The sequence below is a fragment of the Streptomyces sp. NPDC096132 genome, from assembly GCF_044763345.1.
In the GTDB taxonomy this organism is placed as follows: Bacteria; Actinomycetota; Actinomycetes; order Streptomycetales; family Streptomycetaceae; genus Streptomyces.
This window is the reverse complement of record NZ_JBIWGA010000005.1, coordinates 496,421-520,877: the sequence shown is the minus strand read 5'-3', so window position 1 is coordinate 520,877 and position 24,457 is coordinate 496,421. Positions and strand designations below refer to the sequence as shown.

At 71.6% G+C, this 24,457-nt stretch carries 28 protein-coding genes and 1 pseudogene; 6 read left to right on the top strand and 23 right to left on the bottom strand.

The genetic code is table 11. The features are described from left to right. Positions 1-19 precede the first annotated feature (19 nt). Positions 20-589: a dihydrofolate reductase family protein gene (locus tag ACIRF9_RS15610; RefSeq protein ID WP_403821175.1), complete on the bottom strand. Its 570-nt coding sequence runs from the start codon at positions 587-589 to the stop codon at positions 20-22. 74 nt (positions 590-663) lie between these two features. Here ACIRF9_RS15610 and ACIRF9_RS15605 point away from each other — a divergent pair, with 74 nt between their 5' ends. Beyond that, positions 664-1,038 carry a DUF192 domain-containing protein gene (locus tag ACIRF9_RS15605; RefSeq protein ID WP_403821172.1) on the top strand — a complete coding sequence of 125 codons (375 nt, stop codon included), beginning with the start codon at positions 664-666 and terminating at the stop codon, positions 1,036-1,038. Here the strand turns inward: ACIRF9_RS15605 and ACIRF9_RS15600 are convergent. The 14 genes and pseudogenes from ACIRF9_RS15600 to ACIRF9_RS15535 all read right to left on the bottom strand — a co-directional run bounded on the left by ACIRF9_RS15600 (position 1,013) and on the right by ACIRF9_RS15535 (position 11,901). Continuing rightward, positions 1,013-1,630: an OmpA family protein gene (locus ACIRF9_RS15600; RefSeq protein WP_403821169.1), complete on the bottom strand. Its 618-nt coding sequence runs from the start codon at positions 1,628-1,630 to the stop codon at positions 1,013-1,015. The two genes, ACIRF9_RS15605 and ACIRF9_RS15600, sit on opposite strands and share 26 nt — an antisense overlap. A 7-nt stretch (positions 1,631-1,637) precedes the next feature. Beyond that, positions 1,638-2,219, bottom strand: coding sequence for a hypothetical protein (locus ACIRF9_RS15595; RefSeq protein WP_403821166.1), 582 nt, complete (start codon positions 2,217-2,219; stop codon positions 1,638-1,640). 16 nt (positions 2,220-2,235) lie between these two features. Continuing rightward, positions 2,236-2,832, bottom strand: coding sequence for a pilus assembly protein TadG-related protein (locus tag ACIRF9_RS15590; RefSeq protein WP_403821255.1), 597 nt, complete (start codon positions 2,830-2,832; stop codon positions 2,236-2,238). Then, complete coding sequence (locus ACIRF9_RS15585) at positions 2,829-3,044, bottom strand: Flp family type IVb pilin (RefSeq protein ID WP_403821252.1); 216 nt, start codon at positions 3,042-3,044, stop codon at positions 2,829-2,831. The genes ACIRF9_RS15590 and ACIRF9_RS15585 overlap by 4 nt, the downstream gene beginning before the upstream one ends. An 82-nt stretch (positions 3,045-3,126) precedes the next feature. Beyond that, positions 3,127-3,792 (bottom strand): annotated as a pseudogene (locus ACIRF9_RS15580) (response regulator transcription factor); the annotation flags it as partial. Then, positions 3,765-5,039 carry a sensor histidine kinase gene (locus tag ACIRF9_RS15575; RefSeq protein ID WP_403821163.1) on the bottom strand — a complete coding sequence of 425 codons (1,275 nt, stop codon included), beginning with the start codon at positions 5,037-5,039 and terminating at the stop codon, positions 3,765-3,767. The gene ACIRF9_RS15575 and the pseudogene ACIRF9_RS15580, both read right to left, overlap by 28 nt. A gap of 10 nt (positions 5,040-5,049) precedes the next feature. Beyond that, positions 5,050-5,937, bottom strand: coding sequence for a DUF5936 domain-containing protein (locus tag ACIRF9_RS15570; RefSeq protein WP_403821160.1), 888 nt, complete (start codon positions 5,935-5,937; stop codon positions 5,050-5,052). 16 nt (positions 5,938-5,953) lie between these two features. Further along, positions 5,954-6,898, bottom strand: a complete 945-nt coding sequence (locus ACIRF9_RS15565; protein ID WP_403821157.1) for a type II secretion system F family protein — start codon at positions 6,896-6,898, stop codon at positions 5,954-5,956. Positions 6,899-6,903: 5 nt separating this feature from the next. Then, a complete protein-coding gene (locus ACIRF9_RS15560) occupies positions 6,904-8,241 on the bottom strand; it encodes a CpaF family protein (RefSeq protein WP_403821154.1) in 1,338 nt (445 codons plus the stop codon). Positions 8,242-8,258: 17 nt separating this feature from the next. After that, complete coding sequence (locus ACIRF9_RS15555) at positions 8,259-8,615, bottom strand: TadE/TadG family type IV pilus assembly protein (protein ID WP_403821151.1); 357 nt, start codon at positions 8,613-8,615, stop codon at positions 8,259-8,261. 1 nt (position 8,616) lies between these two features. Then, positions 8,617-8,946 carry a pilus assembly protein gene (locus ACIRF9_RS15550; protein ID WP_403821249.1) on the bottom strand — a complete coding sequence of 110 codons (330 nt, stop codon included), beginning with the start codon at positions 8,944-8,946 and terminating at the stop codon, positions 8,617-8,619. 58 nt (positions 8,947-9,004) lie between these two features. Then, entirely contained in the window at positions 9,005-10,258 is a 1,254-nt protein-coding gene (locus ACIRF9_RS15545) for a CpaE family protein (RefSeq protein WP_403821148.1), read from the bottom strand. 13 nt (positions 10,259-10,271) lie between these two features. Further along, entirely contained in the window at positions 10,272-10,976 is a 705-nt protein-coding gene (gene cpaB / locus ACIRF9_RS15540; RefSeq protein ID WP_403821145.1) for a Flp pilus assembly protein CpaB, read from the bottom strand. Between the two features lie 55 nt (positions 10,977-11,031). Next, the gene (locus ACIRF9_RS15535; protein WP_403821142.1) at positions 11,032-11,901 is read right to left on the bottom strand and encodes a hypothetical protein; all 870 of its coding nucleotides are present in this window, start codon (positions 11,899-11,901) and stop codon (positions 11,032-11,034) included. A gap of 239 nt (positions 11,902-12,140) precedes the next feature. Here ACIRF9_RS15535 and ACIRF9_RS15530 point away from each other — a divergent pair, with 239 nt between their 5' ends. Next, positions 12,141-13,829 carry a chitinase gene (locus ACIRF9_RS15530; protein WP_403821139.1) on the top strand — a complete coding sequence of 563 codons (1,689 nt, stop codon included), beginning with the start codon at positions 12,141-12,143 and terminating at the stop codon, positions 13,827-13,829. A gap of 80 nt (positions 13,830-13,909) precedes the next feature. Further along, a complete protein-coding gene (locus tag ACIRF9_RS15525) occupies positions 13,910-14,401 on the top strand; it encodes a DUF6924 domain-containing protein (protein WP_403821136.1) in 492 nt (163 codons plus the stop codon). Between the two features lie 7 nt (positions 14,402-14,408). Here ACIRF9_RS15525 and ACIRF9_RS15520 read toward each other — a convergent pair whose 3' ends face one another. Genes ACIRF9_RS15520 through ACIRF9_RS15510 form a run of 3 tightly spaced genes read right to left on the bottom strand, consistent with a single transcriptional unit; the run spans position 14,409 to position 17,730 of the window. Next, complete coding sequence (locus tag ACIRF9_RS15520) at positions 14,409-14,723, bottom strand: SCO4225 family membrane protein (protein ID WP_403821133.1); 315 nt, start codon at positions 14,721-14,723, stop codon at positions 14,409-14,411. Between the two features lie 26 nt (positions 14,724-14,749). Then, entirely contained in the window at positions 14,750-15,433 is a 684-nt protein-coding gene (locus ACIRF9_RS15515) for a response regulator (protein ID WP_403821130.1), read from the bottom strand. Further along, positions 15,430-17,730, bottom strand: coding sequence for a histidine kinase (locus tag ACIRF9_RS15510; protein ID WP_403821127.1), 2,301 nt, complete (start codon positions 17,728-17,730; stop codon positions 15,430-15,432). Before ACIRF9_RS15510 ends, ACIRF9_RS15515 begins: the two co-directional genes overlap by 4 nt. 218 nt (positions 17,731-17,948) lie before the next feature. Here ACIRF9_RS15510 and ACIRF9_RS15505 point away from each other — a divergent pair, with 218 nt between their 5' ends. Then, a complete protein-coding gene (locus ACIRF9_RS15505) occupies positions 17,949-18,404 on the top strand; it encodes a DUF5707 domain-containing protein (protein ID WP_403821124.1) in 456 nt (151 codons plus the stop codon). 58 nt (positions 18,405-18,462) lie between these two features. Here ACIRF9_RS15505 and ACIRF9_RS15500 read toward each other — a convergent pair whose 3' ends face one another. Then, a complete protein-coding gene (locus ACIRF9_RS15500; RefSeq protein WP_403821120.1) occupies positions 18,463-18,858 on the bottom strand; it encodes a hypothetical protein in 396 nt (131 codons plus the stop codon). Between the two features lie 127 nt (positions 18,859-18,985). Here ACIRF9_RS15500 and ACIRF9_RS15495 point away from each other — a divergent pair, with 127 nt between their 5' ends. Both ACIRF9_RS15495 and ACIRF9_RS15490 read left to right on the top strand, forming a co-directional pair. After that, entirely contained in the window at positions 18,986-19,495 is a 510-nt protein-coding gene (locus tag ACIRF9_RS15495) for a SigE family RNA polymerase sigma factor (protein ID WP_403821117.1), read from the top strand. A gap of 132 nt (positions 19,496-19,627) precedes the next feature. Further along, positions 19,628-20,896, top strand: a complete 1,269-nt coding sequence (locus tag ACIRF9_RS15490; RefSeq protein ID WP_403821114.1) for a hypothetical protein — start codon at positions 19,628-19,630, stop codon at positions 20,894-20,896. Positions 20,897-20,900: 4 nt separating this feature from the next. Here ACIRF9_RS15490 and ACIRF9_RS15485 read toward each other — a convergent pair whose 3' ends face one another. From ACIRF9_RS15485 to ACIRF9_RS15470, 4 genes are all read right to left on the bottom strand, one after another. Continuing rightward, entirely contained in the window at positions 20,901-21,482 is a 582-nt protein-coding gene (locus tag ACIRF9_RS15485; RefSeq protein WP_403821111.1) for an isochorismatase family protein, read from the bottom strand. A gap of 97 nt (positions 21,483-21,579) precedes the next feature. Then, complete coding sequence (locus ACIRF9_RS15480) at positions 21,580-22,905, bottom strand: Nramp family divalent metal transporter (protein ID WP_403821108.1); 1,326 nt, start codon at positions 22,903-22,905, stop codon at positions 21,580-21,582. Positions 22,906-22,957: 52 nt separating this feature from the next. Further along, entirely contained in the window at positions 22,958-23,350 is a 393-nt protein-coding gene (locus ACIRF9_RS15475; RefSeq protein WP_403821246.1) for an ATP-binding protein, read from the bottom strand. 160 nt (positions 23,351-23,510) lie between these two features. Next, entirely contained in the window at positions 23,511-24,425 is a 915-nt protein-coding gene (locus ACIRF9_RS15470; protein WP_403821105.1) for an anti-sigma factor RsbA family regulatory protein, read from the bottom strand. Positions 24,426-24,457: the final 32 nt, after the last annotated feature.

Genomic DNA, 24,457 nt, shown 5'->3' with positions numbered 1-24,457 from the left:
TTATTCGCGCCCTCGGTTTTCAGTCATGGGCCACGTCGTAGCGCAGCAGTACGACGCCGTTGCCGAAGGTGCGGGACTCGGCGAGGTGGAGGTGGGTCATCGTGTCGGTGCGGGGGAAGAGGGGTTTGCCGCGGCCGATCAGGACGGGGTGGACACAGAGGTGGAGCTCGTCGACGAGGCCGTGGTGGAGGAAGGTGGCGCCGAGGTCGGCACCGCCGAGACCGAGGACGCCGGGGCCCGGCCGGTTCTTGAGGGCCCGCACCTCCTCGGGGACGACCTCCCGGACGATCGTCGTGTTCCAGTCGGCGTGCTCCAGGGTCCGGGAGTAGACGTACTTCGGGATCTCCCGCCAGATCCGGGCGAACTCGGCCATCGGCGCGGGGGTGGTGGGGTCGGCGTCGGCGGTGGGCCAGTACGCGGCCATGAGGTCGTAGGTGACCCGGCCGCTGATGAGTCCGTCCATCCGGGCGACGGTGTCGTTGAAGTAGCGGTGCAGCTCGTCGTCGACCCGGTGCCAGGAGATGTCGTGGTCCGGACCCTCGAAGTATCCGTCGAGGGACACCGACATCATCAGGACGATCTTCCGCATACGACGGCCACCTCTTCGTGTCCCCGGCTCGCTACGGTGCCGAGGGTAGCGATGCGACCGAGGGGAGACCGGGTATGGCGCGCTGGCGGGACGGGCGGGGCGAGCTCGTCGTGGGTGCGGACGGAGTGCGGGTTCCCCTGGAGATCGCCGCCTCCTACCGGGCCCGTACGAGGGGACTGCTCGGGCGGGACTCCGTGGCGGGCGCGATGCTGCTGTCGCCCGCCGGCAGCGTGCACACCTTCGGGATGCGCATGCCGATCGACGTCGCCTATCTCGACCGGCGGCTCACGGTCATCGCCGTCCGCACCATGCCGCCGGGACGGCTTGGCCTGCCCCGGCTCCGGTCCCGGCATGTGCTGGAGGCGGCGGCCGGGGCGATGGACGGGTGGGGGGTGCGGGCCGGCGTACGGGTCGAGGTCAGGGTCAGCTCGCCGTCCTCGGGAACGTGATCTCGACACGGCGGTTCTTCTTGCGGCCCTCTTCCGTGGAGTTGTCGGCGATCGGGTACTGCTCGCCGTAGCCCCGCACCTCGAAGGTGATGGCCGGGTCGTTGAGGTCACCGGCGAGTTCCGCCTGCACGGCGTCCGCGCGCTGCTTCGACAGGACGTCGCCGTGGGCGGAGGAGCCGAGGTCGTCCGTGAAGCCGAAGACCCGGATGAGCTTGGTGTTCTGCTTCTTGATCTCGTCGGCGATCACGGCGATACGGGCCTTCGCCTCCGCGCCGAGCTTCGCGCTGTCCTTGCCGAAGAGGACCTCCGCCTGGAGGGCGAACGTCACGTCCGCGTTGGTGTCCTCACGGCGCTCGTCACCCGACTGGTCCTCCACGACCTGCTTGATGTCCAGCACCTTGGGCTCGGCCAGGGTGCCGCCCTCGGGGAGCTTGAGGTCCGGGTCGTTGGGGTCCACCTCGACCGGTGCCGTGGCGGTGGGTTCGGTGCCCGGCGGGACGCTGGGGGTGGAGTCGTCGGCCAGGGCGGCCGGGGCCGTCCCGACGATCAGGAGGGTGGCGGCGGCCACCGCGAGAGTGAGACGTGGGGTCATGACCGGCTCACCCCGAGATCTTGATGACCGCGCTGGGGAACAGCGGGAGCTGGAAGGTGACCTCGGTGGAGCCGGCCGGGGGTGCGGGGAACTGCAGGAAGACGTCGATCGATTCCCCCGCCTTGAGGGTGGAGAAGCCGGTGGTGGTCAGCGGGCGGCCTTCCGTGTCGCGGAGGACGTAGTAGCGCTTCTTGCTCTTGGAGTCGACGAGGGTGGCTCCGCCGAGGGATCTGCCGTTGTTCATGATCTCGGTCTCGTTGCCGCTCAGCTCCAGGGGAATCACCGCGACTTCCGACCCGTCGTTCTTCAGCTGACCGTTCACCGTCACGAACCCGCCGGAATCCCGTACGGCGGAGGTGACCTGGAGGAGCAGCCCGCTCGGGCCCTTCAGCTCGGCCAACGGCGCCTCGGACTCGCCCTCCTGTGCTTCCGGCTGCGATCCTCCGGCCTTCGATGCGGACGACGAGCTCTGGGGCTTCTTGTCGTCCCCGCCGCCACCGCCGCATGCGGCAGTCCCGAGGGCCAGCCCGGCCACGACGGCCAGCACGACCGTCCCCTTGCGGGCTTTCACCGTGAATCGCGTGTTCATCACTCTGCTTCCTTCTTCAGCCGGTGACCAGGTGGACGTCGAAGAGGTCCTCGGGCTCAGGCAGATCGGTCAGGTCTTCCGGGTCCAGCTCCCAGTCGCCGTCGTCGCACGTGAGCGTCGGCAGTACGTCGTCCTCGGCGTCGTCGCCCGGCAGCTCGAACGAGCACAGCGGCTCGATCACGGCGGTGGCGGTGGCGTGTGCCCGCTGAGTGCTCGTGAGGGGTATGACCGAGTCCCCCATCGACTTGTTCGTCTGGAGGGTGACTCGGTAGCCCAGAAGGCCGTCGGGCGCGCACTGGACGTTGCCCGCGTCGTTCATCGACGCCAACTGGTCGGCCCGCCAGCAGGAGTCGGTCGCTCCCACGCCGTCGAAGATGTCCTGCCACTTGGTCGGGTCACGGACATCCAGCGCCCACTGCCCGGCCAGCTGGTCCCTGGTGTCCTGGGCCGCCGCCAGTGCCGCCGCGTCCGCAGCGGTCTGGGCGCCGTTGCGGTTCACCGCCGCCTGGCCCACCGCGAAGTACGCGAACGCCAGAAAGAGCAGACCCGCCACCACCGTGATGTAGATGGGGAAGGCCTGCCCTGCGTCGCCGCGCCTGCGGGGTCGTGTCAGGGAGCCACCTTGGCGATCTGAGCCGTCAGTTTGTTGACGATGGTCGCGCCCAGATTCGTGTTCGCGATCAACACCACGATCGCCACCACCACCGCGATGATCCCCAGATACTCGACCGCGGTCTGCCCACGGTCGTCGGCGGCGCGGCGCCGTACCGCCTCCGTCACCCGGACCTTGGCCGCGACGGCGGTCCTCAGCAGCAGGTCGCTCATGGCGTTCCTCTCGGTTTGAGGCATTGGCAGGGGGACCGTAGGGCGAAGACGGTGCCCGGGACGAGGGCCCCAGGGCCCAATTTCCCAGCCACTTGGCCGCCGCCTCGGCGCGGCTGCTGCTGTGCAGCTTGGCGAAGATGCGGTTGATGTGGTTCTTGACCGTCTTCTCGCTGATGAAACAGGCGGCGGCGATCTGCTGGTTGTTCATGCCGGACGCGATGAGGTCCATGATCTCCGCCTCCCTCGCGCTGAGTCGGAACCCCGCCCTGTGCCTCGATGTCGACGACTGTCCCACAGTCGATTGCAATCGCGAAAGCGCTTCGGGTGAAGTCGCTGGAAACAAGGGAGTTGATACCGAACCATCATGTGCATTCGCACTGCTTCGGGCGTCTCGCACCGCCGCCGTCAGCTGGTCCACGGTGAACTCCCCATGGACCAGAAAGCCGCTCGCCCCGCCCCGCAGCGCGGCCTGGACGGTGGACGGCTCCTGGCTGTACGTCAGCATCAGGACCGTGGCGATCCGGGCCAGGTGCGGCAGGGCCGTGAGACCGTCGACGCCGGGCATCCGGACGTCGATGAGGACGACGTCGGGACGGTGTTCGAGGGCGGCCCGGTACGCCTCGTGGCCGTCCGCAGCCTCCGCCACGACGGTGAAGTCCTCGCCGTTCGAGAGGAGCGCGGTCAGGCCCGCGCGGACCACCGGGTTGTCGTCGGCCACCACTACACGTACGGCGGGCTGGTCCGGCATGGTGCCTCCTCTCGGAAGGTCAGTGCCGCCAGCGGGAGTTCCAGGCGCACCTCGGTGCCCGGGGTGCGGTCGCCGCTGGCGATACGGAGGCGGGCGCCGACGCGGGCGGCCCGTTCCGCCATGCCGACGAGGCCGAAGTGGCCGGTGCGGCGGAGGTGTTCGAGGGTGGTGCCGGGGGGCAGGCCGCGGCCGTCGTCGTGGACGGTGAGGGTGAGGAGGTCGTCCTGGACGCCCGCGCGGACCTCCACCGACGTGGGGGCAGCGTGACGGTGGGCGTTCTCCATGGCCTCCGCGGTGATGGTGAGGAGTTGGCGGGCGACCGCGGGCGGGACGGGGAGGGTCGTACGGTCCCCGGTGGGGTGGTAGCTGACCGGCAGGCCGGTGCGTCGAGCGAAGTCTCCGGCGCGGGCGCGCAGTTCGGGCAGGACGTCGACGCCCTGGTCCGCCGGCTCGCGGCGCAGGTCGGTGAGGAGTTCACGGGACTCGGCGGCGGCGCGGCGGGCCGAGCGGGCGACGAGTTCGGCGCGTTCCCGGACCGTCGCGGGGTCCGGGTCCGCCGAGCGGGCCAGCGAGTCCGCCGCGAGGGCCACGCCGTGCAGGGTCTTGGCCACGGAGTCGTGCATCTCGCGGGCGAGGCGGGCGCGTTCGGCGGCCACCGCCTCGGCGACCGCGAGCCGTTCGCTGACGGCGGTCAGGGCCTGGGTGGCCTCGCCGAAGCGGAGCATCAGGCCGCGCAGGGACGAACCGACCGCGCCGGTGATGACGCAGAAGCCCGGCAGCAGCAGTCTCTCGGCGAGACTCGCGTCCGAGCCCTGGCCGACGGTCGCGTGGACCAGCAGCAGGATCAGCGACTGGAGCGAGGCGAAGCAGGCGGCGCCGCGCCAGCCGTAGACGATGCCGGCGAGGAGGGGGGTGCAGACGCTGACGTAGGCGAGGGTGGTGTCCGGGCCGGCGGAGATCAGCAGGAGGGTGCCGAGGACGGTGTCCACCGCCAGGAGGGTGGGGTGGCGCAGGAGGAGGGGGCCGAAGCGTTCCCAGTCGCGGAAGAGGACGTACGAGCCCATGAAGGTGACGACCACGGCCGCGCCGACCAGGCGGACGCCCAGGCCCGGGGAGGCGTTGAGGAGGGCGGCCGGGGCGGCCACGGCGATCATGGCGAGGCGGAAGCCGAAGACCTGGCGGCACATCGCCTGGAGGGCGTTGACCTGGAGGCCGAGGTCGCCCGGGTTGTCCACGGTTTCCTTCATGTGCGCCCGCCTACTCCCCCGTGATCGAGCTGAAGTCCGTACCGGAGCCGAGGAGCATCCCCGCGCCGAGGAGGAGCATCGTCGCCGGGACCATGAACGTCGTGATCATCAGCGTGGCCTTGGGGACCGCGCGGGCCGCCTTGCGGCGGGCGTTCTGGGCGTCGGTGCGGCGCATGTCCTTGGCGATGGCGACGAGCGTGTCGACGATCGGCGCGCCCAACTCCTCGCCCTGCTGGAGCGCGGTGACGAACATGGCGACCTGCTCGGAGTCGTTGCGGCGGCGCAGTTCCTCGAAGGCCTCGCGGCGGCTCATGCCGAGGTCCATCTGGCGGAGCGTGATGCGGATCTCGTCCGCCCAGGGGCCCTCGTACTTGGAGGCGACGCGGTCGAGGGCCTGGCGGAAGCCGAGGCCCGCGCTCACGACGACGGCGAGGACGTCGAGGAAGTCGGGCAGGGTGCGTTCGATGGCGTCCTTGCGGACCCGGATCGCGGACCAGATGCCGACCTCGGACCAGAAGGCCGCGAAGGCCAGCATGAGCAGCGCGACGAAGAAGCTGCCCTGGAGGAACGCGGCCAGGGCGCCCACGCCGCCGATCGCGCCGTAGACCGCGCGGCGGGCGGCGTAGCGGTCGATGGTCAGGCCGCCCGGGTTGCCCGCGAGGTCGATCCGGCGGCGGTAGCGGGCGACCTGCTTGGGGCCCATCAGCCGCAGTACGGCGGGCGCGTACCGCATGCCCATGCGGTCGACGAGCGAGCCGACCGCGCCGGTGCGGGTCGAGCCGACCTCCAGGGCCAGCACCAGGTCGCTGGGCAGCTTCACCTCGGCCCGGTACATGCGGATCCCGGCGAAGACGCCCCAGACGCCGAGGCCCATGAGGAGTGCGAGCAGGAGTTCCATGGCGTACGTCCCCTCCTCAGACGTCGATGCGGGACATGCGGCGGATGAGGAGGAAGCCGACGGCGTAGAGGCCGAAGGCGATGATCACGCATGCCTGGCCGACGGCGGAGCTCGTCATCCGGTCCAGCGTGCCGTCGTTGACGCTGTCCATGAGGAACAGGGCGCCGATGCCGAGGGCCGGCACCGCGTACGAGGTCATGCTGACCTGGGACAGCTGGGTCCGTACCTCGCGGCGCGTCTCCTTGCGCTCCTCCAGCGTCTCGGTGAGGTTGCGCAGCGCGCCGACGACCTGGCCGCCGGCGCGGTTGGAGAGGACCAGGGTGGTGACGAGGACGACCAGTTCGCGGGAGGGGAGCCGGTCGGCGAGTTCACCGAGGGCGTCGTCCATGGAGTGGCCGACCGCCAGCTGGTTGGCCACCTTGCCGAGTTCCTCGCCGGCCGGGGCCTCCAGTTCCTCCGCCGCCATGCCGATCGCGGTGCGCAGGGCGAGGCCGGCGTGGGTGGCGTTGGCCAGGATGCGGGCCAGTTCGGGGAGTTGGTTGATGAACTTCTCGATGCGTTTCTGCCGCTGCCAGTTGAGGAACTGCAGGGCCGCCCAGATGCCGAGCAGTCCGGCCAGCGGGCCGAAGAAGGGGGCGAGGGTGGCCTGTCCGACCAGCCACAGGCCCGCCACCGTGGCGAGCATGTAGACGAAGAACTCGCCGGGGGTGACGTCGAGACCCGTCGCCGCAAGCTTCAGTTCCAGCCTGCGGCCGGCCTTCGTGCGGCGCAGCCGCCGGTCCAGCTCGCGGAACCGGCGCCGGCGCCCGCTCAGGGGGACCTGACCGGTGTACGACAGGCGCTCCACGAGGGCGGCGCGCTGGGCGCGGCCCTTGGCGTAGACGTGCACGCCGACGACGGCGAGGGTGAGGGCCAGCAGGGTCACCCCGGTGGTGAGGGCGATGAGGCTGTCGAGGTCCATGGCTGCTACCGGGCTTCCCTTGTCGTCAGTTCGAGTGCGTCACGTGCGACCCCGAACGCCTGGGGGATCGGCTGGCTCGCCATGTAGAGGCGGTCGGCGGTGCGGCGTGGCAGGGGGAAGTAGGTGAACGCGCCGTGGACCCGGCCGTCGGCGGTCATCGGCTGGGAGTCGAAGCGGGCGACGGTCGCCAGCCGGAAGGGCTCCGAGCCATGGCTGTCGAGCACCGCGATCTCGGTGACGCGCCGGGCGCCGTCGGCGAACCGGGTGAGCTGGACGATCACGTCGACCGCGCTGTTGATCTGGTCGTGGAGGGCGACGAACGGGATCTCCACGTCGGACATCGACGCCAGGGTCTGCAGCCGCATCAGCGCGTCCTCCGCGCTGTTGGCGTGGACGGTGGCCAGGGAGCCGTCGTGGCCCGTCGACATCGCCTGGAGCATGTCGAGCGACTCGCCGCCGCGGACCTCACCGACCACGATCCGGTCGGGGCGCATCCGGAGCGAGTTGCGGACCAGGTCGCGGATGGTGATCCGGCCGTTGCCCTCGACGTTCGGCGGCCGGGACTCCAGGCGGATGACGTGCGACTGCTGGAGCTGGAGCTCCGCCGAGTCCTCGATGGTGATGATGCGCTCGCTCTCCGGGATGAGTCCGGACAGGGCGTTCAGCAGGGTGGTCTTCCCGGTGCCGGTGGCGCCCGAGACGATCACGTTGAACTTCGCCTGCACCAGGCCCGCCAGCAGGTACAGCATGGGCTCGTCGAGCGAGCCGAAGCCGATCAGCTCGTGGAGGGTGAAGGAGCGCGGGAAGCGGCGGATGGTGAGGATCGGGCCGGTCAGGGACAGGGGCGGGATGATCACGTTGACGCGTTCGCCCGACGGCAGCCGCGCGTCCACCATCGGATTCGTCTCGTCCACCCGTCGGTTGACCGTCGACACGATCCGCTCGATCGTCTGCATCAGCTGGTCGTTCGACGCGAACCGGAGGGGGAGCTGCTCCACCCGGCCGGCCCGTTCGACGAAGATCGCGTCCGGGCCGTTCACCATGATCTCGGTGATGGAGGCGTCCTCGAGGAGCGGCTCCAAGATGCCCAGTCCCAGGGCCTCGTCGACCACCCGCCGGATCAGCTGCGACCGCTCGGCCGTCGACAGCACGGGGCCCTCGCGGCTGATGATGTGCCCGAGCACCCGCTCCAGGCGCGCCCGGCGCTCGGCGGCCGCGAGCGAACTCATCTCGGCGAGGTCGATCTCCTCCAGCAGCTTGGCCCGGTACGAGGTGACCAGGTGGCCGTCCTCGCCCCGGCCGCCCTGCTCCTCGGGGGAGGTGATGCGTGCCCGCAGGCTCATGGCTTCGCCGCCTTCCTTCAGTGGTCGACCGGCATCGTGGCCGTCTTGCGGGCGGTGCCGAAGTTCCCGATGCCGGGGATGACGGACGGGATGGTGACGGTGGAGGTGACCTGCACCTCGTCGCCCAGGTCGGCGCTCGAGCAGCTCACCGACAGCCAGCTGCTCACCGCGCGTGCGCAGTCCCCGCCGTAGTCCTGGTCGAGGGACGCGCTGCGGGCCCCGGTCCGGGCCGCCGTGCCCGCCTGCTGGGCGGCGTACGCGAACAGCCCGAGCTGGACGGCACCGAGCGCGACCAGCAGCAGGAGGGGCAGGAACCCCAGGTACTCCAGTGCGACCTGACCCCGGTCGCCGCGTCCGCGCGGTCCGTACGGCATCTCAGTCGCCGTCCTCTTCCTCTACGGCGCCCGCGTGGCCGCGCACCGTGAACGGAAAGTCGATCGCGCCCGGGAACAGCACGGGCACGCGCAGGGAGACCTCGGCGGTCACATAGCCGCTGCCGCCGCAGTTCACCACCGCGTTCCCCCTCCACGCGTCCCCCAGCTTGTCCAGGCCCGCCTGTCGGCAGGCCGCGTTTCGCGCCCCCGGCGGTGCCGCCGTGCCCGCCCGCACCGCCTCGTCGGCAGCGTTCCCCGCGAGCGTGAACGTGTATCCCACGAGCACGAACTGCCACACCACCACGAGGGTCACGAGGATCAGCGGTGTCATGCCGAGGAACTCGACGGTGACCTGCCCCCGGTCGCGCACGGACGCTCTCCTCACGGCCTCACTCCTTCCGCCGCCGGAACCCGACCGCCCCGCGGTCCCCGCCCCGCCCGCGCCCGCCCCGGCGCACGAGGGCCGTCTCGGGCGCCTTGACGAGTCCCAGTTCCGCCGCGAGCGCCCACAGGGCCTGGCGGACGGTGCCCTTGCCGTCGAGGGCGTGGACGCGGCCGGCGTCGACCGCGGCCTGGAGTTCCTTGAAGTGGGCGGGGACCGTGGTCGCGGCGACGGCCGTGCCGGTGATCTTCTGGATGAGCTGCGGCTGGATCTCCGTGCCGCGGCTGTGGCGGTTGACGACGACGGTCGTCTCCTCGGCCTTGCGGACCTGGAGCCGGTCCCACATGCGGACGGTGCGTTTGGCGCCCCGGACGGCCACCACGTCCGGGGTGGTGACGAGCAGCGCCCGGTCGGCCATCTCGACGGCGGCCGCGCCGGCTCCGCTGAGCTGGGCTCCGCAGTCGACGACGACGACCTCGTAGCGGGAGCGCAGGGCGCCGAGGATCTGGCGTACGGCGCGGTCGGTGACCTCCTCGCCGCGTTCGCCCTCGCCGGGGGCGAGCAGGAGGGCCACTCCGGTCTCGTGGCGGAAGACGGCCTCGGCGAGGATGCGGGGCGAGATGTCGGTGATGGCGGCGAGGTCGACGACCGAGCGGCGGAACTGGACGTCCAGGTAGGAGGCGATGTCGCCGGTCTGCAGGTCGAGGTCGACGAGCGCGGTGGGGCGGCCGGAGGCCTGGGCGGCGAGGGCGAGCTGGACGGCGGTCAGGGTGGTCCCCACGCCGCCCTTGGCGCCGCTCACGGTGACGACGGTGCCGCCGACGCCGGGGAACACGTCGCCGCCGTGGCCGAGATGCCGTCGTACGCCGACGGACCACTGGGCGACGGCCTGGACGCGGTTGGCCAGCTCCTCGTAGCCGAGGGGCAGGGTGACCAGGCCGCGTGCGCCGGAGTCCATGGCGGCCTGGAAGAGACCGGGGCCGGCGTCGGTGGTGACGAGGATGACGCCGACCGCCGGGAAGCGCAGGGCGACCTCGCGGACCAGCTCCAGGGCCGGTACGGGGCCGATGCGTTCGTGGACGACGACGACCTCGGGGAGTTCGTCGACCGACTCGGCGGCCAGGCGGGCGAGGGTGTCGACGAGCTGGGTGGAGTCGGCGACCGGGGTGACCGGTTCGGCGTCCGGGAGCTGGCTGAGCAGGGTGGTGAGGGAGCGGACCGCGTCCGCGTCGCCGACGGCCGGGAGGATCCTCGTGGGCATGGGCGGCGGCCTCTCACTTGTCCGTGACGAGTTCGTACGTACGGTCCTGGTCGGGGATCGTGGTGTCGCCGCCGGGGGCCACGAGGGCGAGGCGGACCCGCTTGGCGAAGGACTCGGCGTAGGTGATGCGCTGGGCGTCCAGGGTGGAAAGCGCGAAGGTGATGGGGACCGCGTCGGTGGGACTGTCGCGGTCGTTGCGGTCGGGGTCGAGGGCCTTGATCTCGCCGACGTCGAGGACGCGGGCGTTGGTGACGATGATCTTCGACTGGTCGGGGTCGCTGTCGCGGGCGCCCTCGAAGGTGGCGTACACGTTGACGGAGTACCCGGGCCTGATCTTGCCTGCCACGCCCGTCGCCGCGTCGACCATGATGGCGACCTCCTGCTGCCCCGGCTGGAGGGCGGGCCGGTCGACGATCATGTCGCTCTGCAGGAGCGAGCCCTTCTTCAGGGTGGTCACGGCGATCTTGCCGCGGATCGCGGAGAGGTCGGTCACGGCGTTCTCGGACAGCCAGCGCTCCGGCATCTCGATCTTCTTGAACTGCCCCTCGTCGAGGGCCGTGTACGGCTCCACGTCGGACCGTAGTTCGTACGCGGTGACCTCGGGGCCGACCTTGGAGTTCACGTCGTCGATGACGGAGAGGACGCCGGCGAAGGCACCGAGGGCGCACAACACCGACAGGAGCAGGAGAATCACGCCGCGGCGCTGACGGGAGTTCATGAACCGTGCAACCTCGTTGGGGGTCGGGTCGAGCGGGACGGGTCTTTCGGCGGTCTCAGCCGCCCGCGGTGAGGGCGCGGACGGGTCGGGCGGTGAGCTCGGAGGGGGGCGGCGGGGTGGCGGAGCAGAACACGCAGCGGTCGCCGATGACGTCGATCCCGCACCAGTGGCAGACGCCCTGCCGGACCGAGGCGACGAGCTGGTAGAGCACCGACAGGTCGGGCAGATAGGCGCAGAACTCGATCAGCTTGGGTGTCCCCCACCAGTCGGCGGACTCGGCGGGGGCCTCGGTCTCCCGCAGTCCCTGCACCCGCCAGGCGGGGGCGAGGGTGCCGGTGACCCAGTCGGACTGGAGCTGGCCGCGGCCGACGAGCATCCACGTCCCGAACTCCGGCCCGGGAAGGGTGACGTCGGGAGCGGCCTTGACCAGCTCCGGCTGCGGATGGGCGAGCACGCCGAACTGACTACCCGGAACCCATGACCGGGCATGCGACTTCAGTCCGACGACCGGGACGCGGTCGAGCCGGGCGACGGAGCCGAGGAGCGCCCCGGCGTGGATGTAGTGGGTGAGCAGCCGGCCCGCCGAGGCGAGCACGCCGGGCCCCAGGTCGCAGGAGGCGAGCTGGCGCAACTGGCGGGCGAGGACGGCGACTCCGAGCGGCGGCAGGTCGGGCCGGAAGAGCGCGATGCGGTCGCTCTCGAGGAGGGAGCGGATGGTGTGCAGCCGCTGCTCCACGGCCGGGGGGACCGCCCGCGAGTAGACGACGACGACATGTCCGTGCTGCTCGACGAGCAGTTGTACGGCGGTCAGGGCCTCGTCGAGCGGCCGGCGGTCGAGGTCGGCGAGCACGGCGGCGGGCAGGGTCCGTTCGTCCTGCGGCGGCAGCGCCAGGTCGGCGCCGGTCACGGCAATGGCTGTTGGCACGCGCAGCTCCCCGATTCCCGCGGTCCGGCCCACCGGGGTTACTCCGGCGCACCGAGGTGACTTCATTGCGTGACTACCTCAGCACTGTATCCACGCCCCTGTGGCCGGAGAACAGCTTTCCGTAGCTGGTAGGCAACTGTTCTTCTCGCAAGTCACGGCAAACCGGGGCAGGTTACGCACACGGACCCTCCACAAGTGGATCCCTTGACAAGTGAATTGGTCTGGACCAACGTGTTGTCATGTCCCCACATAAACGAGTGACGAGACTGTGGTCGGGGGCGGTCACCGCCGCCCTCGCCCTGTCCCTGGCGGGCGCGGCTCAGGCGTCCGCCGCGGACCTCAACAACGCCAAGAACGCCGGCTTCGAGTCCGGCCTCACCAACTGGACCTGCTCGGCGGGCAGCGGTACGACCGTCTCCTCGCCGGTGCACGGCGGCGCGGCCGCCCTGAAGGGCACCCCGGCCGGCCAGGACAACGCCAAGTGCACCCAGACGGTCGCGGTCAAACCCAACTCCACGTACACGCTGAGCGCCTGGGTGCAGGGCGGCTACACCTACCTGGGCGTGACCGGCACCGGCACCACGGACGTCTCGACCTGGACCCCCGACTCGTCGACCTGGAAGCAACTCCAGACCACCTTCACCACAGGCGCGTCCACGACCTCCGTGACGGTCTACACCCACGGCTGGTACGGCCAGCAGCCGTACTACGCGGACGATGTCTCGGTCTACGGCCCCGACGGCGGCGGAGGCGGCGACCCGGCCCCCACGATCCCGGCCGCACCGGCCGGCCTGACCGTCTCCGGTACGACCTCGTCCTCGGTGTCCCTGTCCTGGTCCGGGGTGTCGAACGCGACCGGCTACAACGTCTACCGGGCCGGTACGAAGGTCACCTCCGTGACCGGCACCTCGGCGACCGTGACCGGGCTGGCGGCCTCGACGTCGTACAGCTTCCAGGTGACGGCGACCAACACGGCGGGCGAGTCGCCGAAGTCGGCGGCGGTGACGGGCACGACGACGGCGACCGGGACGCCCGGCGCCTCGCTCCCGAAGCACGCGGTGACCGGCTACTGGCAGAACTTCAACAACGGCGCGACGGTGCAACGCATTTCGGATGTGTCGTCCCAGTACGACATCATCGCGGTGGCCTTCGCCGACGCGACGACGACTCCGGGCGCGGTGACCTTCAACCTCGACTCGGCCGGCCTGGGCGGCTACACCGTCGACCAGTTCAAGGCCGACATCAAGGCGAAGCAGGCGGCCGGCAAGAAGGTGATCGTCTCGGTCGGCGGCCAGAACGGCACGGTCTCGATCAACGACACGACCTCGGCGACGAACTTCGCCAACTCGGTCTACTCACTCATGCAGACCTACGGCTTCGACGGCGTCGACATCGACCTGGAGAACGGCCTCAACGCGACCTACATGACCCAGGCCCTCCGCTCCCTGTCGTCGAAGGCGGGCACGGGTCTGATCCTGACGATGGCCCCCCAGACCATCGACATGCAGTCGACGTCCAACTCCTACTTCCAGACCGCGCTGAACGTGAAGGACATCCTCACGGTCGTCAACATGCAGTACTACAACAGCGGTTCCATGCTGGGCTGCGACGGCAAGGTCTACTCCCAGGGCTCGGTGGACTTCCTGACGGCCCTGGCCTGCATCCAGCTGGAGGGCGGCCTCGCCCCGTCCCAGGTCGGACTGGGCCTGCCGGCCTCCACCAGCGGCGCGGGCAGCGGCTACGTCTCGCCGACCGTGGTCAACAACGCCCTCGACTGCCTGACGAAGGCCACGAACTGCGGCTCCTTCAAACCGTCCAGGACCTACCCCGACCTACGGGGCGCGATGACCTGGTCCACCAACTGGGACGCGGCGGCAGGCAACGCGTGGTCCTCCTCGGTGGGGCCGCACGTGCACGCGCTGCCGTGACGACGGCGTCGGACCACGGCATTGTCAGTGCCCGGTGAGATGGTCGACGAAGGAAGAGGTGTCGACCGGAGGACGGGCACATGGGCGGGTTGCCGGAGATCGTCGGGCGTGGTGAGTTCGAGGCCCTGATCATCAGGACCGACCACACCGACGAGACGGCGTGGCGTGAAGTGGCGGAGGAGGCGTCCCGCCCGTGGGGGGAGGACGGCCAGTACGCGGCCGACCTCCTCCTCGTCGACGACCCGGCGTGGGCGGCAGCCACGCCGGAAGACGTTCGGGAGGCGGCGAGACGGGACAAGGAGCTGAGCGTGGTGTTCGTGGCCGACGGCGTCACCATGCGCTCCCCCCGTCGCGCCCTCCTCGCCCTCGACCTCCTCGAAGCGGAGGACGTGGAGAACCTCGACCCGGTGTACTACCAGGAACTCATCGACTCCCCGCCGCCCCGGGAGTTCCGCACCGCCCCCGCCGGCATCCACGACATCCACGCGAATCTGTCGATCGGCAACATGGACTTCGAGGAGTTCGCGGAGGTGGCCGCGGACGACCCCGAGGGCGTGTACCGCTCCTGCTGACCGACGGTCACCGCCGCAGCGTGCGGGCGCACCAGCCGATGATCGCCGCGTTGCACAGGGCGCCGAAGGCGATGGCGAGGACGGCCATCGAGAGGTGGTCCGGGAGGAAGAGCAGGATCAGGCTGGCCGGGGCCGTGGCGAGGAGGGGGATGACTCCCGCCATGGCCTCGCCCGTGTCGTCGGTGGCCGTCACCACCAGGGCCCACAGCAGCAGCACCGCGCAGATCGCCAGGTAGGCGAGGGCGAAGACGTCGGTGAGGACATGGCGTACGCGGGCCGCGAAGGGGCGGCCGGGATCGGAGGCCGGGTCGGTGCCGGTCACGGTGGCGGGCTCCTTGGTCAGGGTCGTCAGAGGTGGGTGCCCGGTGGGTTCGGGCGGGCCAGGCCCAGGTCGTAGGCGAGGATCGTCGCCTGGACGCGGTCGCGCAGGCCGAGTTTGCGGAGCAGGGCGTTGACGTGGGACTTGACCGTGCCCACGGTGATGCCCAGCTGCTCGGCGATCTCCGCGTTGTTGAGGCCGGACGCGACCAGTGTGAGGACGTTCCGCTGGCTGCCGGTGAGGCTGTCCAGCTCGTGGGAGGCGTTCGCGGCCGACGTCCCGCCGCCCGTTCCCGCAGCGTAGTGGCCGATGAGCCGGCGGGTGGCGGACGGGGCGAGCACGCTCTCGCCGGCGGCCACGACCCGGATGCCCTGGAGGAGTTCGGCGGGATGGACGTCCTTGAGGAGGAAGCCGGACGCACCGGCGCGCAGGGCGTCGAAGACGTACGCGTCGAGGTCGAAGGTGGTCAGGACGAGGACCCTGGGCGCGTTCTCCCGGCCCGTGATGATGCGGGTGGCGGCGATGCCGTCCAGTTCGGGCATCCGTACGTCCATGACGACCACGTCGGGGGCCAGTTCCTCGGCCAGCCGCACCGCGGCCGCGCCGTCCCCGGCCTCGCCGACGACCGTCAGGTCCTCCTCGGCGTCGATCACGGCGGCGAAACCCGCCCGTACGATGCCCTGGTCGTCGACGACCAGCACCTTGAGACTCATCGTTCCCTCTCCTCATCGCCCTGCTCCGCAACCGGCGTGAGCGGCAGCCGCAGGCTGACCGGGCCCGGCGCACCGGTGGCCAGAGTGCCGCCGAGCGCCGCGACCCGCGCCGTGAGCCTCTCCCGTACGGCGGGGCGGGCGCCAAGCGGCACACCGGTAGCGGTCAGCGTCAACGTATCGCCGTCCGCGTCGAGTTCGAGCACCGCGGGTTCCCCGCCACCGGCCGCGAGCAGTGTCTCGGCGGCATGGTAGGCGGTCAGGTCCACCGCCGTGGGCAGTCGCTCGGGCACGCGGTCGGTCAGCCGTATCTCCACCTCGCGGCCGGTGGCCCGGCACTGATGGGCGAGCAGGTCGAGGGCCTGGAGGGTGGGCTGCGGGCGCAGTTCGCGTGTCGCGTCCCCCTCCCGGACGGTGTCGAGCAGGGCGCGCATCGCGGCCAGTGCCTCGCGGGCGCGGTCGGCGGTGGCGTCGAGGCGGCCCGCCTCCGCCTCCGCGACCATGGCGGCGGTGCGCGCCAGCACGGTGGTCTCCAGACCGGCGGCGATCCGGCGGCGCTCGGCCCACGCCTCCCGCACCGCCTCCTCGGTCCAGGCCGCGAGCCGTTCCTCCCGCGCGCCCCGGACGGCCGCCTCACGCCGCCCGCGCAGGGCTCCGGCCCCTACGGCGGCGGCGACGGGGAGGGCCGTCCCGGCGACCGCCGCCGCGCCGACCGCCCAGCCGGGCAGGCCCGTCCCCCGGTCCAGGACGGCGTCGGTCAGGGCCGCCGCGTGCACCGCCACGGCGACGCCGACGAGGGCCACCTGCGGGAACACGGTCACAGCGAGGGCCGTACAGGTGGCAAGGGCCGCGCAGGTGGCGAGCATGCTCAGCGCGGGCGGCAGCAGCACCGGCCCGGTGTAGTCGCCCACCGCCATCGCCACCGGCCACAGCGCGGCCAGCGCGAGCAGCGCGCCGAGGGCGAGCCGAGGCGTCCGGCGCAGCCACAGCAGGGCGACCGCCTGGGCCGCGCCGAGCAGCGCGAACAGCGCGCCCGCGGTGATGTGCGAGGTGTACGTCGCCGTGTCCGCGCGGATCACCAGCGCGGGAAGCAGCGGTTGCAGGGACAGGCCGAGCGCGGCGACGACCTGGGCGACGCGGTAGCGGCGGGGGACGCTTCCCTCCACCGGGGCGGAGGTCCGGCCGGGCAGGGTCGCGCGTACCTCCCAGCCGCCGTCGGCGGTCGGTCCGGTGGTCAGGGTGCCGCCCGCCTCCCGGGCCCGGGACCGCAGGAAGCCCTGGCCGCGGCCGCCGCCGAGCCCCGCGGCGTGCGCCGCCGCCCCGGCCGGCGGGGCCGCGCTGGTGACCACGACGTCCGTGCGGGTCTCGCCGTACCGGCACAGCACCGTCGTGTGCGCACCGGGTGCGTGCCGTGCCACGTTCGTCAGCGCCTCGCGCACGATGCCGTACGCCGCGTCCGCGAGGACGCCGTCCGGGAGGGGGTCGATCTCGCAGTCGACCGGCTGGTCGAGCCGGCGGAACCCGGCGACGAGCACGTGCAACCGCTCCTCGGGGGTGGGCAGGTCCTCGCGCGAGGGCGCCGGCGCCCGGACCGCGCCAAGGGCCCGGGTGACCTCACGGCCGGTCTCGGCCGCGAACCGCAAAGCCTCCTCGGCCAGTTCGGGCCGCCGCTCGCGCAGCCCCAGCGCCGCGCCCGCGGTGACCACCACGGCGGTCAGATGGTGGGCGCTGACGTCATGCAACTCCCTTTCCATACGGCGCCGTTCGGCGGCCGGGAGCCGGTGGCGCTCGGCCTCGGCGCGCCGCAGCGCGTGCTCGGCCGCCTGCCTCGAGCGCCGGGCCCGCCGGGCCCGCAGACCGCTGCCGCACGAGGTCACGTACAGCAGGGCGGTGAGGACGACACCGAGGCCGTTGCTGTCGCTGAGCCCGTGCAGGGTGACGTCCTGGACCAGTTGCCAGAAGGGGAGCGTCGCCACGCACAGCAGGGCGGTGAAGGTGTCGCGTTCGCTCGCCACGGTGAACAGGGCCAGCGCGACGCCCGCGGTCCCGAACACGGCCACCGCTCCCACGGGCAGCGGCCCGGCCCCCAGCCCGCAGGCGACGGCCACCAGGACCAGGGTGGTCACCGGGCGGGCACGGCGCAGGGCGAGCGCGGCGGTCACCGGTCCGGCGACCAGGGCCGCCACGAGCAGGTCGGACGCGGAAGGGAGGGTGCCGCGCACGAGCGCCGCCCCGGGCCACACCACGGCCTGGACGCAGATCAACAGGACCGGGAGCAGCCGGTCGTCGGTTCGCTTCATGGTGCGCCCAGGCTATGTGCGCAGGTGAGGAGCCCGACTCCCGCTGGAGGCGTATCCCGTTCTCTTACCTGGGTTGCAGATCCTCCACCCGCGGTTCGAGGCGGCAATCGTCCTGCGGCGCGAGGACTTCACCGGGCCCCCGGACCTAGGCTCGATCACATCGGGGAAGCGGTCGACCACCGCCTCCGACACCACACACCTACCCACGGGGAATCACCATGTCCAAGCGCGTTCTCGTCTCGTCCCTCATCGGTGCCGTCGTCGTCCTCGGCGGGGTGGCCGCCGGCGGTCTCGCGTGGGCCCTCGCCCCCACGGACCCGTCCGTGGAGAACGGCTCGGCGCGTTACGTCGCCCCCTCGGGCGACAAGGCCGGCTCGGTCACCTTCACCGCGGACGTGGTCGACGACAACGGGATCAAGGACCTCAAGGTCATCGCCTGGCCCGCGAGTTCGAAGCTCGACCCGACGGAGGCGGAGCTGCGGCACGTGGACAGCGCCACGTGCCAGGCCGTCTCGGACGAGACGTACCGCTGCGCCTACACCCTGAAGGTCACCGAGGCGGAGGCCGCCGACCTGGCCAAGGGCACCTGGTACGTCTCCACCCTGGCGACGTCGAAGGACGGCGGCACGAAGTTCGTGCCCCGCGCGGCCACCTTCGAGGTCGCCGCCCACTGACCACTCTCCGCACCCCCGCGACGCGGCCGGACCCTCCCCCCAGGGTCCGGCCGCGTCTTCATCCCGTCGGCCGGTAGTACCCCAGCACCCACGCCAGCTGCGCGAACCACCCCTGCAGCAGCTCCCGCGGCTTGGCGTTCACCACACACTCGTAGACCCTGCCGTCCACGTGGACCACGGCGACCATCAGCGCCTTGCCGTTGGGGCTCGCCTTGTAGTGGACGCTGCGGATCTCGGGCCAGGGGAACTCCACCGTGATGTCGTACATCTCGAAGGCGACACCGGACACGTCGACGACGACCGAGTTGTGCTTGTCGACGGCGAGGAACTCCGGGCCGGGCGCGGGCGGTTGGGGCGGTCCCTGGACATACGGGGCCTGCCCCGGCGCGAAGGAGGGCGGCGGCGGTCCGAAGCCCGGCGGGACGGCCGGGGGCGGCGGCGGCTGGTCTGTCACCCGGGCAACCTACCCGGCACCCCCTGTGATCCTGCTTTCCGGCCCCTCTGAAACATTTCCCCCACCCCACCGCATCAATGAGGTGAGGACAGCCAGGACAGCACGGCAACCGAACAGGGGGACTCGTATGAGGAAGGTCCGCGCGGACGAGTACGCCGAGTTCGCGGCGGCACGCACCGGGCATCTGTACCGGTCCGCGTGTCTGCTCACCGCGGGGGACACCCACCTCGCCGAGGACCTGGTCCAGGAGACCCTCGGCAGGCTGTACGTCCGCTGGGGCCGGATGTCCCGGGTGGACAACCCGGCGGCGTACGCGCAGACCGTCCTGACCCGCACCTTCCTCGCCCACCAGCGGCGCCGCAGCAGCCGTGAACGGGCCGTGGAGGCGTTCCCCGACGTGCCCGACGGGAGCCGCACCGACACCCCGTTGCGGCTCACCCTGCTCCAGGCCCTCGGACGGCTGCCCGCCAAGGACCGGGCCGTCGTGGTGCTGCGGTACTGGGAGGACCGGTCCATCGAGGAGACGGCCGGGGCCATGAACGCCAGCCCCGCGGCCGTACGGACCCGGTGCTCGAGAGCGCTGGGGCGGCTGCGGGAGCTGCTCGGCGAGGACATCGGCGAGTACGTCCGTCCCTGAACGGCCCCGCCCCGACCCGCCCCGACCCGCCCCTTCCCTTCCCTTTCCCCTCGACTTCCCCTCCACTCCACTCCCCTCCACTCCGCTCCCCTCCCCGACATCATTCCCAGCCCGTGGAAACGGTGGTTCACCATGCCCGCAGACCAGCAGACCGACCCCTTCGAGGACCGGCTCTCCGCCGCCCTGCACCAGGTGGGCGGCGCCTTCGACTCCCCCCGCACCGAGCTCGCCGCCGCCGGTGCGCGGCGCGGCCGGCGGCTGCAGTTGCAGCGTCGGACCGCGATCGTGGGGAGCGCGGCGGGCCTCGCCCTCGTGGGGGTGGGCGGGGCACTGCTCGTGCCCCGGGACGGCGCGCCCGCCCCGCAGCCCACCTCCGTGGCCGCGAGCCGCACGGCCACTCCCGAGCCGGCGAAGACCTACTCCGGCGACGACGTCGTCCGTACGCTCCAGAAGCTCCTCCCCCAGGGGAAGTTCACGAAGACGGAGGCGCGCGGCACGGGCGAGGACCTGCCGCCGCTCGCGGTGGGCGTGTTCGACGACGGCAAGGGCGAGGGGTCCATCTCCCTGGGCCTGGAGCGGGTCACATCGAGCGGGACGGACATCGACCCCTCCGCCGAGGTGATGCCCTGCCCCGAGAGCTCGCAGTCGGGCTACGACAGCTGCACGACCGAGAGCCTGTCCGACGGCTCCGCGATCACGGTCTACCAGGGGTACGAGTATCCCGACCACCGCGTCGAGACCAAGGCGTGGGGCGCCGACCTGGTCACCCCGGACGGACACCACGTCAGTCTCCTCGAGTGGAACTCCCCGGCGGAGAAGGACAAACCGATCACCCGGACCGACCCGCCCCTGAGCCCGCGGCAGCTGAAGACGCTGGCCTCGGCCGCGCAGTGGCGGAAGATCATCGACGCGATGCCCGAGGAGAAGGCGCCGGCCGCCGCCTGGAGCACCCCCACCCGTCCCGGCGAGATGTCCGGCACGGCGATCCTGCGCAAGCTGAAGCTGCTGCTGCCCAAGGGGGTCTCGGTGGTCTCCAGCGGCAGCCAGGAGACCGAGTACGGCTACTTCGTCGTCGACGACGGCAAGGGCCACAGCCTCGTCCAGATCAATGTGCAGCCCGGCATGTCCGACGTGGCGGGCAGCTACGGCTCCGACGCCGAGACCCTCGCCGACGGCACACGGGTCGCGGTGCGCAAGGAGCCCGGCGAGAAGGGCGGGGCGGGGGTCGTGCGGTGGACCGCCGACACGCTGCGCAAGGACGGTCTGCGGGTCGTCGTCAGCGCCTTCAACACCGGTGACCAGAACAAGGACGCGACCCGCGAGGAGCCCGCCCTCACCCTCTCGCAGCTGCGGAGGATCGCGCTCAGCCCGCAGTGGCTGAGCGACACGACCACCCCTTGAGGGGCTACCCCTTGAGCAGCGCCAGGATCTCCTCCGTGGTGCCCGGCTCGCCGATCAGCGGGAAGAGGTACGACACGCTGTGCCGGTGGGCGTCCTCGTCGATGTCGGTCATCGCGTCGACCGCGAACGTGACGTGGTAGCCGTGCTCGTGGGCGGCGCGGGCGGTCGACTCGACGCCGAGGCTGGTGGCGATCCCGCCGAGGACGATCTGGGTGACGCCCCGTCGGCGCAGCTGGATGTCCAGGTCGGTGCCGTGGAAGGCGCCCCAGTTCCGCTTGGGCACGTGGATGTCCCCGTCGTGGCCGGTGAGCGGTTCGGCGATCGGGCCCAGGTCGTACGGGCGGGAGCGGCCGCCGGCCAGCCGGGCGGCCTCGCTGCGACCGGGCACCGCGTCGGCGCCGTCGCGCGCGGTGGCCATGCGGACCAGGACCACGGGGGCGCCGGCGGCGCGGAAGGCGTCGGCCAGCTCGGCGGCCCGGGCCACCACCTCGGCGGCCGCGTACGGCTTGGTCGGGGCGGCGAGCGTGCCCGCCTGGAGGTCGATGAGCACGAGCGCGGTCTTGTCGTCCAGCACGGTCACGGCCACGGGACAGTACCTCTCCTAGGGGAGCAGTAGCCTAGGAGAGGTACTTGCCAAACTCAAGTTTGCTAAACTCAAGTTTGCGAAAGTCAACTAACTCGACTCAGAAGAACTCCGCCCACGGCTGGTCCCAGACCTGCTTCACGCACAGCACCAGGAACAGCAGTCCCGCCAGCACCAGCATCGTGTTGCTCAGCGGCCCGTTGCGCCACCGGCTCGGCGTACGGGAGGAGTTGAGCAGCCACAGCAGCGTGCCGGCCAGGAACGGCAGGAAGGCCGCGCCCAGGACGCCGTACAGGATGACCAGGCGGAAGGGCTGGCCCTGGAAGAGCAGCACGATCGGCGGGAAGGTCAGCCACAGCAGGTACGCCCGGAACGGCCAGGAGCGCTCGCGCTCGCCGGAGGCGACCTCCTCGCCCCGGGCCTCGGACCGCGTCCGGTAGCGGGCCACGAAGTCGGCGAACATCAGGCTGACGCCGTGCCAGACGCCGATCAGCGAGGTGAAGGACGTGGCGAAGAAGCCGACCAGGAAGAACTTCGCCGTCGCCGCGCCGTACTCGGCCTCCAGGATGTCGCTCAGCTGGATGAGCCCCTTGTCGCCGGTCGCGATCGCCACGTTCGCGGAGTGCAGCAGCTCCGCCCCGACGAAGAGCATCGCGACCACGAAGATGCCGGTCGTGACGTACGCGACGCGGTTGTCGAGCCGCATCACCTTCATCCAGCCCGTGTTCGTCCAGCCCTTGGCGTTGACCCAGTAGCCGTACGCGGCCAGCGTGATGGTGCCGCCGACGCCGCCGATCAGGCCGAGGGTGTTGAGGACGGAGTCCTTCTCGTCGGGCAGGACGGGCAGCAGTCCGGCGAAGGCGTCCGGAAGGTTGGGGGTGACCCTGATCGCCAGGTACACCGTCACCACGAACATGACGCCCACCAGGACCGTCATGACCTTCTCGAAGACCGCGTACTTGTTGAACCAGACGAAGACCAGACCGACCAGGCCGCACGCGATGCCCCACCATTCGAGGTCCATCACGTCCGGGAACAGCGCCTGCAGCGGCAGCGCGCTCGACGACATCGCGGCCGCGCCGTAGACGAAGCCCCAGATGACGGCGTAGACGACGAAGAACCACGTCGTCCAGCGGCCGAGGCTCGCCCAGCCGTCGAACAGGGTGCGGCCGGTGGAGAGGTGCCAGCGGCCGGCGGCCTCGGCGAGGGAGATCTTCACCAGACAGCCGACGACCGCCGCCCAGAGGAGGGTGTAGCCGAAGTTGCTGCCCGCGATGAGGGTGGCGACCAGATCGCCTGCCCCCACACCGGTCGCGGCGACGACGATGCCGGGTCCGATGTACTTCCAACTGCTCTTGCGGGGGGAGTTGTTGTCGATGCCGGATGATGCCTCGGTGTCAGTGGGGTTACCCGTGGTGTCCGCCATGAGGGTCAAGAAAGCGCAAAGGGGGCCGAGCCTGCAAGAGGGCACACGTGAGCTACTCGCACCCGCAGGTGCCGAGCTCGAACCACACCGTCTTGCCCACCCCGTCCTGGTGACACCCCCACCGCCGGGCGAGGGCGTCCACCAGGAACATCCCCCGCCCGCTCTCCGCGCCGCCGGCCTCCAGCACCTGTGGCGTCCGGCGGCCGCTGTCCTCCACCTCGCAGCGCAGCGTCCCGTGCGCTGCGGTCAGCGTGAGCCGGAAGCGGGTCGCGGAGTGCAACAGGGCGTTGGTGGCGAGTTCGCTGACGAGCAGCTCGGCGGTGTCCATCAGATCGCCCCGGTCCGCGAGCCCCCAGACCTCCAACTGTCTTCGCACCTGCGCCCGGGCCTCCCGGACGGCGGCCGGCCGGGGGTCGTACTCGACGCTGGCGTGACCGGCCCCCATCGGCGGCTGGGGGTAGGCGCCGAACCGGGGAGCGGGGTCCAGGCGGGGGTGTCCGCCGGAGAGTCGCAGCATGGCCATGGCTTCAGGATGTCCTCCCCGCGCCTTCCGCGTACGGGGAGGACTACCCGATTCCGTACCCGCACCTCCCGCGGGGGTGGGATCAGGTGTACTGCAGGCGTACGGCCGTACCCCCGCCGGACGCGCGACGGACGTCGACGTACGCGCACGTCTGACGGGCGTACCAGAGCCCCTGGCCGGGTGCCGGCTCGGGGGCCGCGGGCGGGACGAAGCCGACGAGGGGATCGTCGATGCGCTCCGCCAGGGAGAGTTCGCAGACGCACCCGGGTGCCTCGCCCCAGAGCAGGGCGCCAGTGACCTGGCCGAGGGTGGCGGCCTCCGTGACGGCGGTGGCGAACACCTCCGCGTCGGTGGGGTCCAGTCCGCGCCCGGCCGCCCAGGCGCGGACGGCCTCCGGCGCGGGTTCGGCGAGCCACTGCGTGTCGGACGGGGTCGGGGGCAGCGGTACGGCGTCCAGCTCGGCGGCGATCCGCGCCGGGTCCTCGTAGACGCCCGTGTCGGGGTGGGCGCGGCGGGCCGCCTCGATGAGGACCGCGCCCGCGGTACGGGTGTCGTAGACGCACATCGCGGTGGTCGCCGTCGGGGCGAAGAGGAGGTTGGCGAGGGCCTCGTAGCGGATCCACTCGGCGCTCTCGCGCGGGGAGCGGCCGGCCCTGCCGTTCCACACCGGTTCCATGAGGAGGTGCATACGGCCGCCGGGGCCGGCGTGTCCGGCGAGGTGGGCGGCGGCCCGGGCGACGGCGTTGGCGGCGGAGCCGGTGTACCAGTCGGTGTGCGGGAGGAGACCGACGTGCCGGGCGTCCGTGCCGAGGGCGTCGCGCAGGAGGTCCAGCTTGTCGGGCGCGAGGATCGCCATCGGCGGGGGCTCGTCGGGGGCGGCGAGACCCTCGGCGAGGAACGCGAGGGCGTCGGCGACGAAGGCCTCGTCGGTGCCGAAGACGGTCATGCGGTGGTCGAACGTGCCCGTGGAGTGGGAGGGCGAGGACTGAGCGGTCATGGATCCCCCATGGGTCGGTTGGAGTGACGCGT

What these genes read in the sequence shown, in the direction of transcription:
- ACIRF9_RS15550 (WP_403821249.1), bottom strand. Translation starts at nt 8,946, where the DNA reads ATGACACCGCTGATCCTCGTGACCCTCGTGGTGGTGTGGCAGTTCGTG.
- ACIRF9_RS15515 (WP_403821130.1), bottom strand. Translation starts at nt 15,433, where the DNA reads ATGAGTCTCAAGGTGCTGGTCGTCGACGACCAGGGCATCGTACGGGCG.
- ACIRF9_RS15600 (WP_403821169.1), bottom strand. Translation starts at nt 1,630, where the DNA reads ATGACCCCACGTCTCACTCTCGCGGTGGCCGCCGCCACCCTCCTGATC.
- ACIRF9_RS15495 (WP_403821117.1), top strand. Translation starts at nt 18,986, where the DNA reads ATGAGGAAGGTCCGCGCGGACGAGTACGCCGAGTTCGCGGCGGCACGC.
- ACIRF9_RS15595 (WP_403821166.1), bottom strand. Translation starts at nt 2,219, where the DNA reads ATGAACACGCGATTCACGGTGAAAGCCCGCAAGGGGACGGTCGTGCTG.
- ACIRF9_RS15585 (WP_403821252.1), bottom strand. Translation starts at nt 3,044, where the DNA reads ATGAGCGACCTGCTGCTGAGGACCGCCGTCGCGGCCAAGGTCCGGGTG.
- ACIRF9_RS15575 (WP_403821163.1), bottom strand. Translation starts at nt 5,039, where the DNA reads ATGAAGGAAACCGTGGACAACCCGGGCGACCTCGGCCTCCAGGTCAAC.
- ACIRF9_RS15555 (WP_403821151.1), bottom strand. Translation starts at nt 8,615, where the DNA reads ATGCCGTACGGACCGCGCGGACGCGGCGACCGGGGTCAGGTCGCACTG.
- ACIRF9_RS15545 (WP_403821148.1), bottom strand. Translation starts at nt 10,258, where the DNA reads ATGCCCACGAGGATCCTCCCGGCCGTCGGCGACGCGGACGCGGTCCGC.
- ACIRF9_RS15490 (WP_403821114.1), top strand. Translation starts at nt 19,628, where the DNA reads ATGCCCGCAGACCAGCAGACCGACCCCTTCGAGGACCGGCTCTCCGCC.
- ACIRF9_RS15475 (WP_403821246.1), bottom strand. Translation starts at nt 23,350, where the DNA reads ATGGGGGCCGGTCACGCCAGCGTCGAGTACGACCCCCGGCCGGCCGCC.
- ACIRF9_RS15605 (WP_403821172.1), top strand. Translation starts at nt 664, where the DNA reads ATGGCGCGCTGGCGGGACGGGCGGGGCGAGCTCGTCGTGGGTGCGGAC.
- ACIRF9_RS15530 (WP_403821139.1), top strand. Translation starts at nt 12,141, where the DNA reads ATGTCCCCACATAAACGAGTGACGAGACTGTGGTCGGGGGCGGTCACC.
- ACIRF9_RS15560 (WP_403821154.1), bottom strand. Translation starts at nt 8,241, where the DNA reads ATGAGCCTGCGGGCACGCATCACCTCCCCCGAGGAGCAGGGCGGCCGG.
- ACIRF9_RS15505 (WP_403821124.1), top strand. Translation starts at nt 17,949, where the DNA reads ATGTCCAAGCGCGTTCTCGTCTCGTCCCTCATCGGTGCCGTCGTCGTC.
- ACIRF9_RS15565 (WP_403821157.1), bottom strand. Translation starts at nt 6,898, where the DNA reads ATGGACCTCGACAGCCTCATCGCCCTCACCACCGGGGTGACCCTGCTG.
- ACIRF9_RS15480 (WP_403821108.1), bottom strand. Translation starts at nt 22,905, where the DNA reads ATGGCGGACACCACGGGTAACCCCACTGACACCGAGGCATCATCCGGC.
- ACIRF9_RS15570 (WP_403821160.1), bottom strand. Translation starts at nt 5,937, where the DNA reads ATGGAACTCCTGCTCGCACTCCTCATGGGCCTCGGCGTCTGGGGCGTC.
- ACIRF9_RS15610 (WP_403821175.1), bottom strand. Translation starts at nt 589, where the DNA reads ATGCGGAAGATCGTCCTGATGATGTCGGTGTCCCTCGACGGATACTTC.
- ACIRF9_RS15510 (WP_403821127.1), bottom strand. Translation starts at nt 17,730, where the DNA reads ATGAAGCGAACCGACGACCGGCTGCTCCCGGTCCTGTTGATCTGCGTC.
- ACIRF9_RS15525 (WP_403821136.1), top strand. Translation starts at nt 13,910, where the DNA reads ATGGGCGGGTTGCCGGAGATCGTCGGGCGTGGTGAGTTCGAGGCCCTG.
- ACIRF9_RS15470 (WP_403821105.1), bottom strand. Translation starts at nt 24,425, where the DNA reads ATGACCGCTCAGTCCTCGCCCTCCCACTCCACGGGCACGTTCGACCAC.
- cpaB (WP_403821145.1), bottom strand. Translation starts at nt 10,976, where the DNA reads ATGAACTCCCGTCAGCGCCGCGGCGTGATTCTCCTGCTCCTGTCGGTG.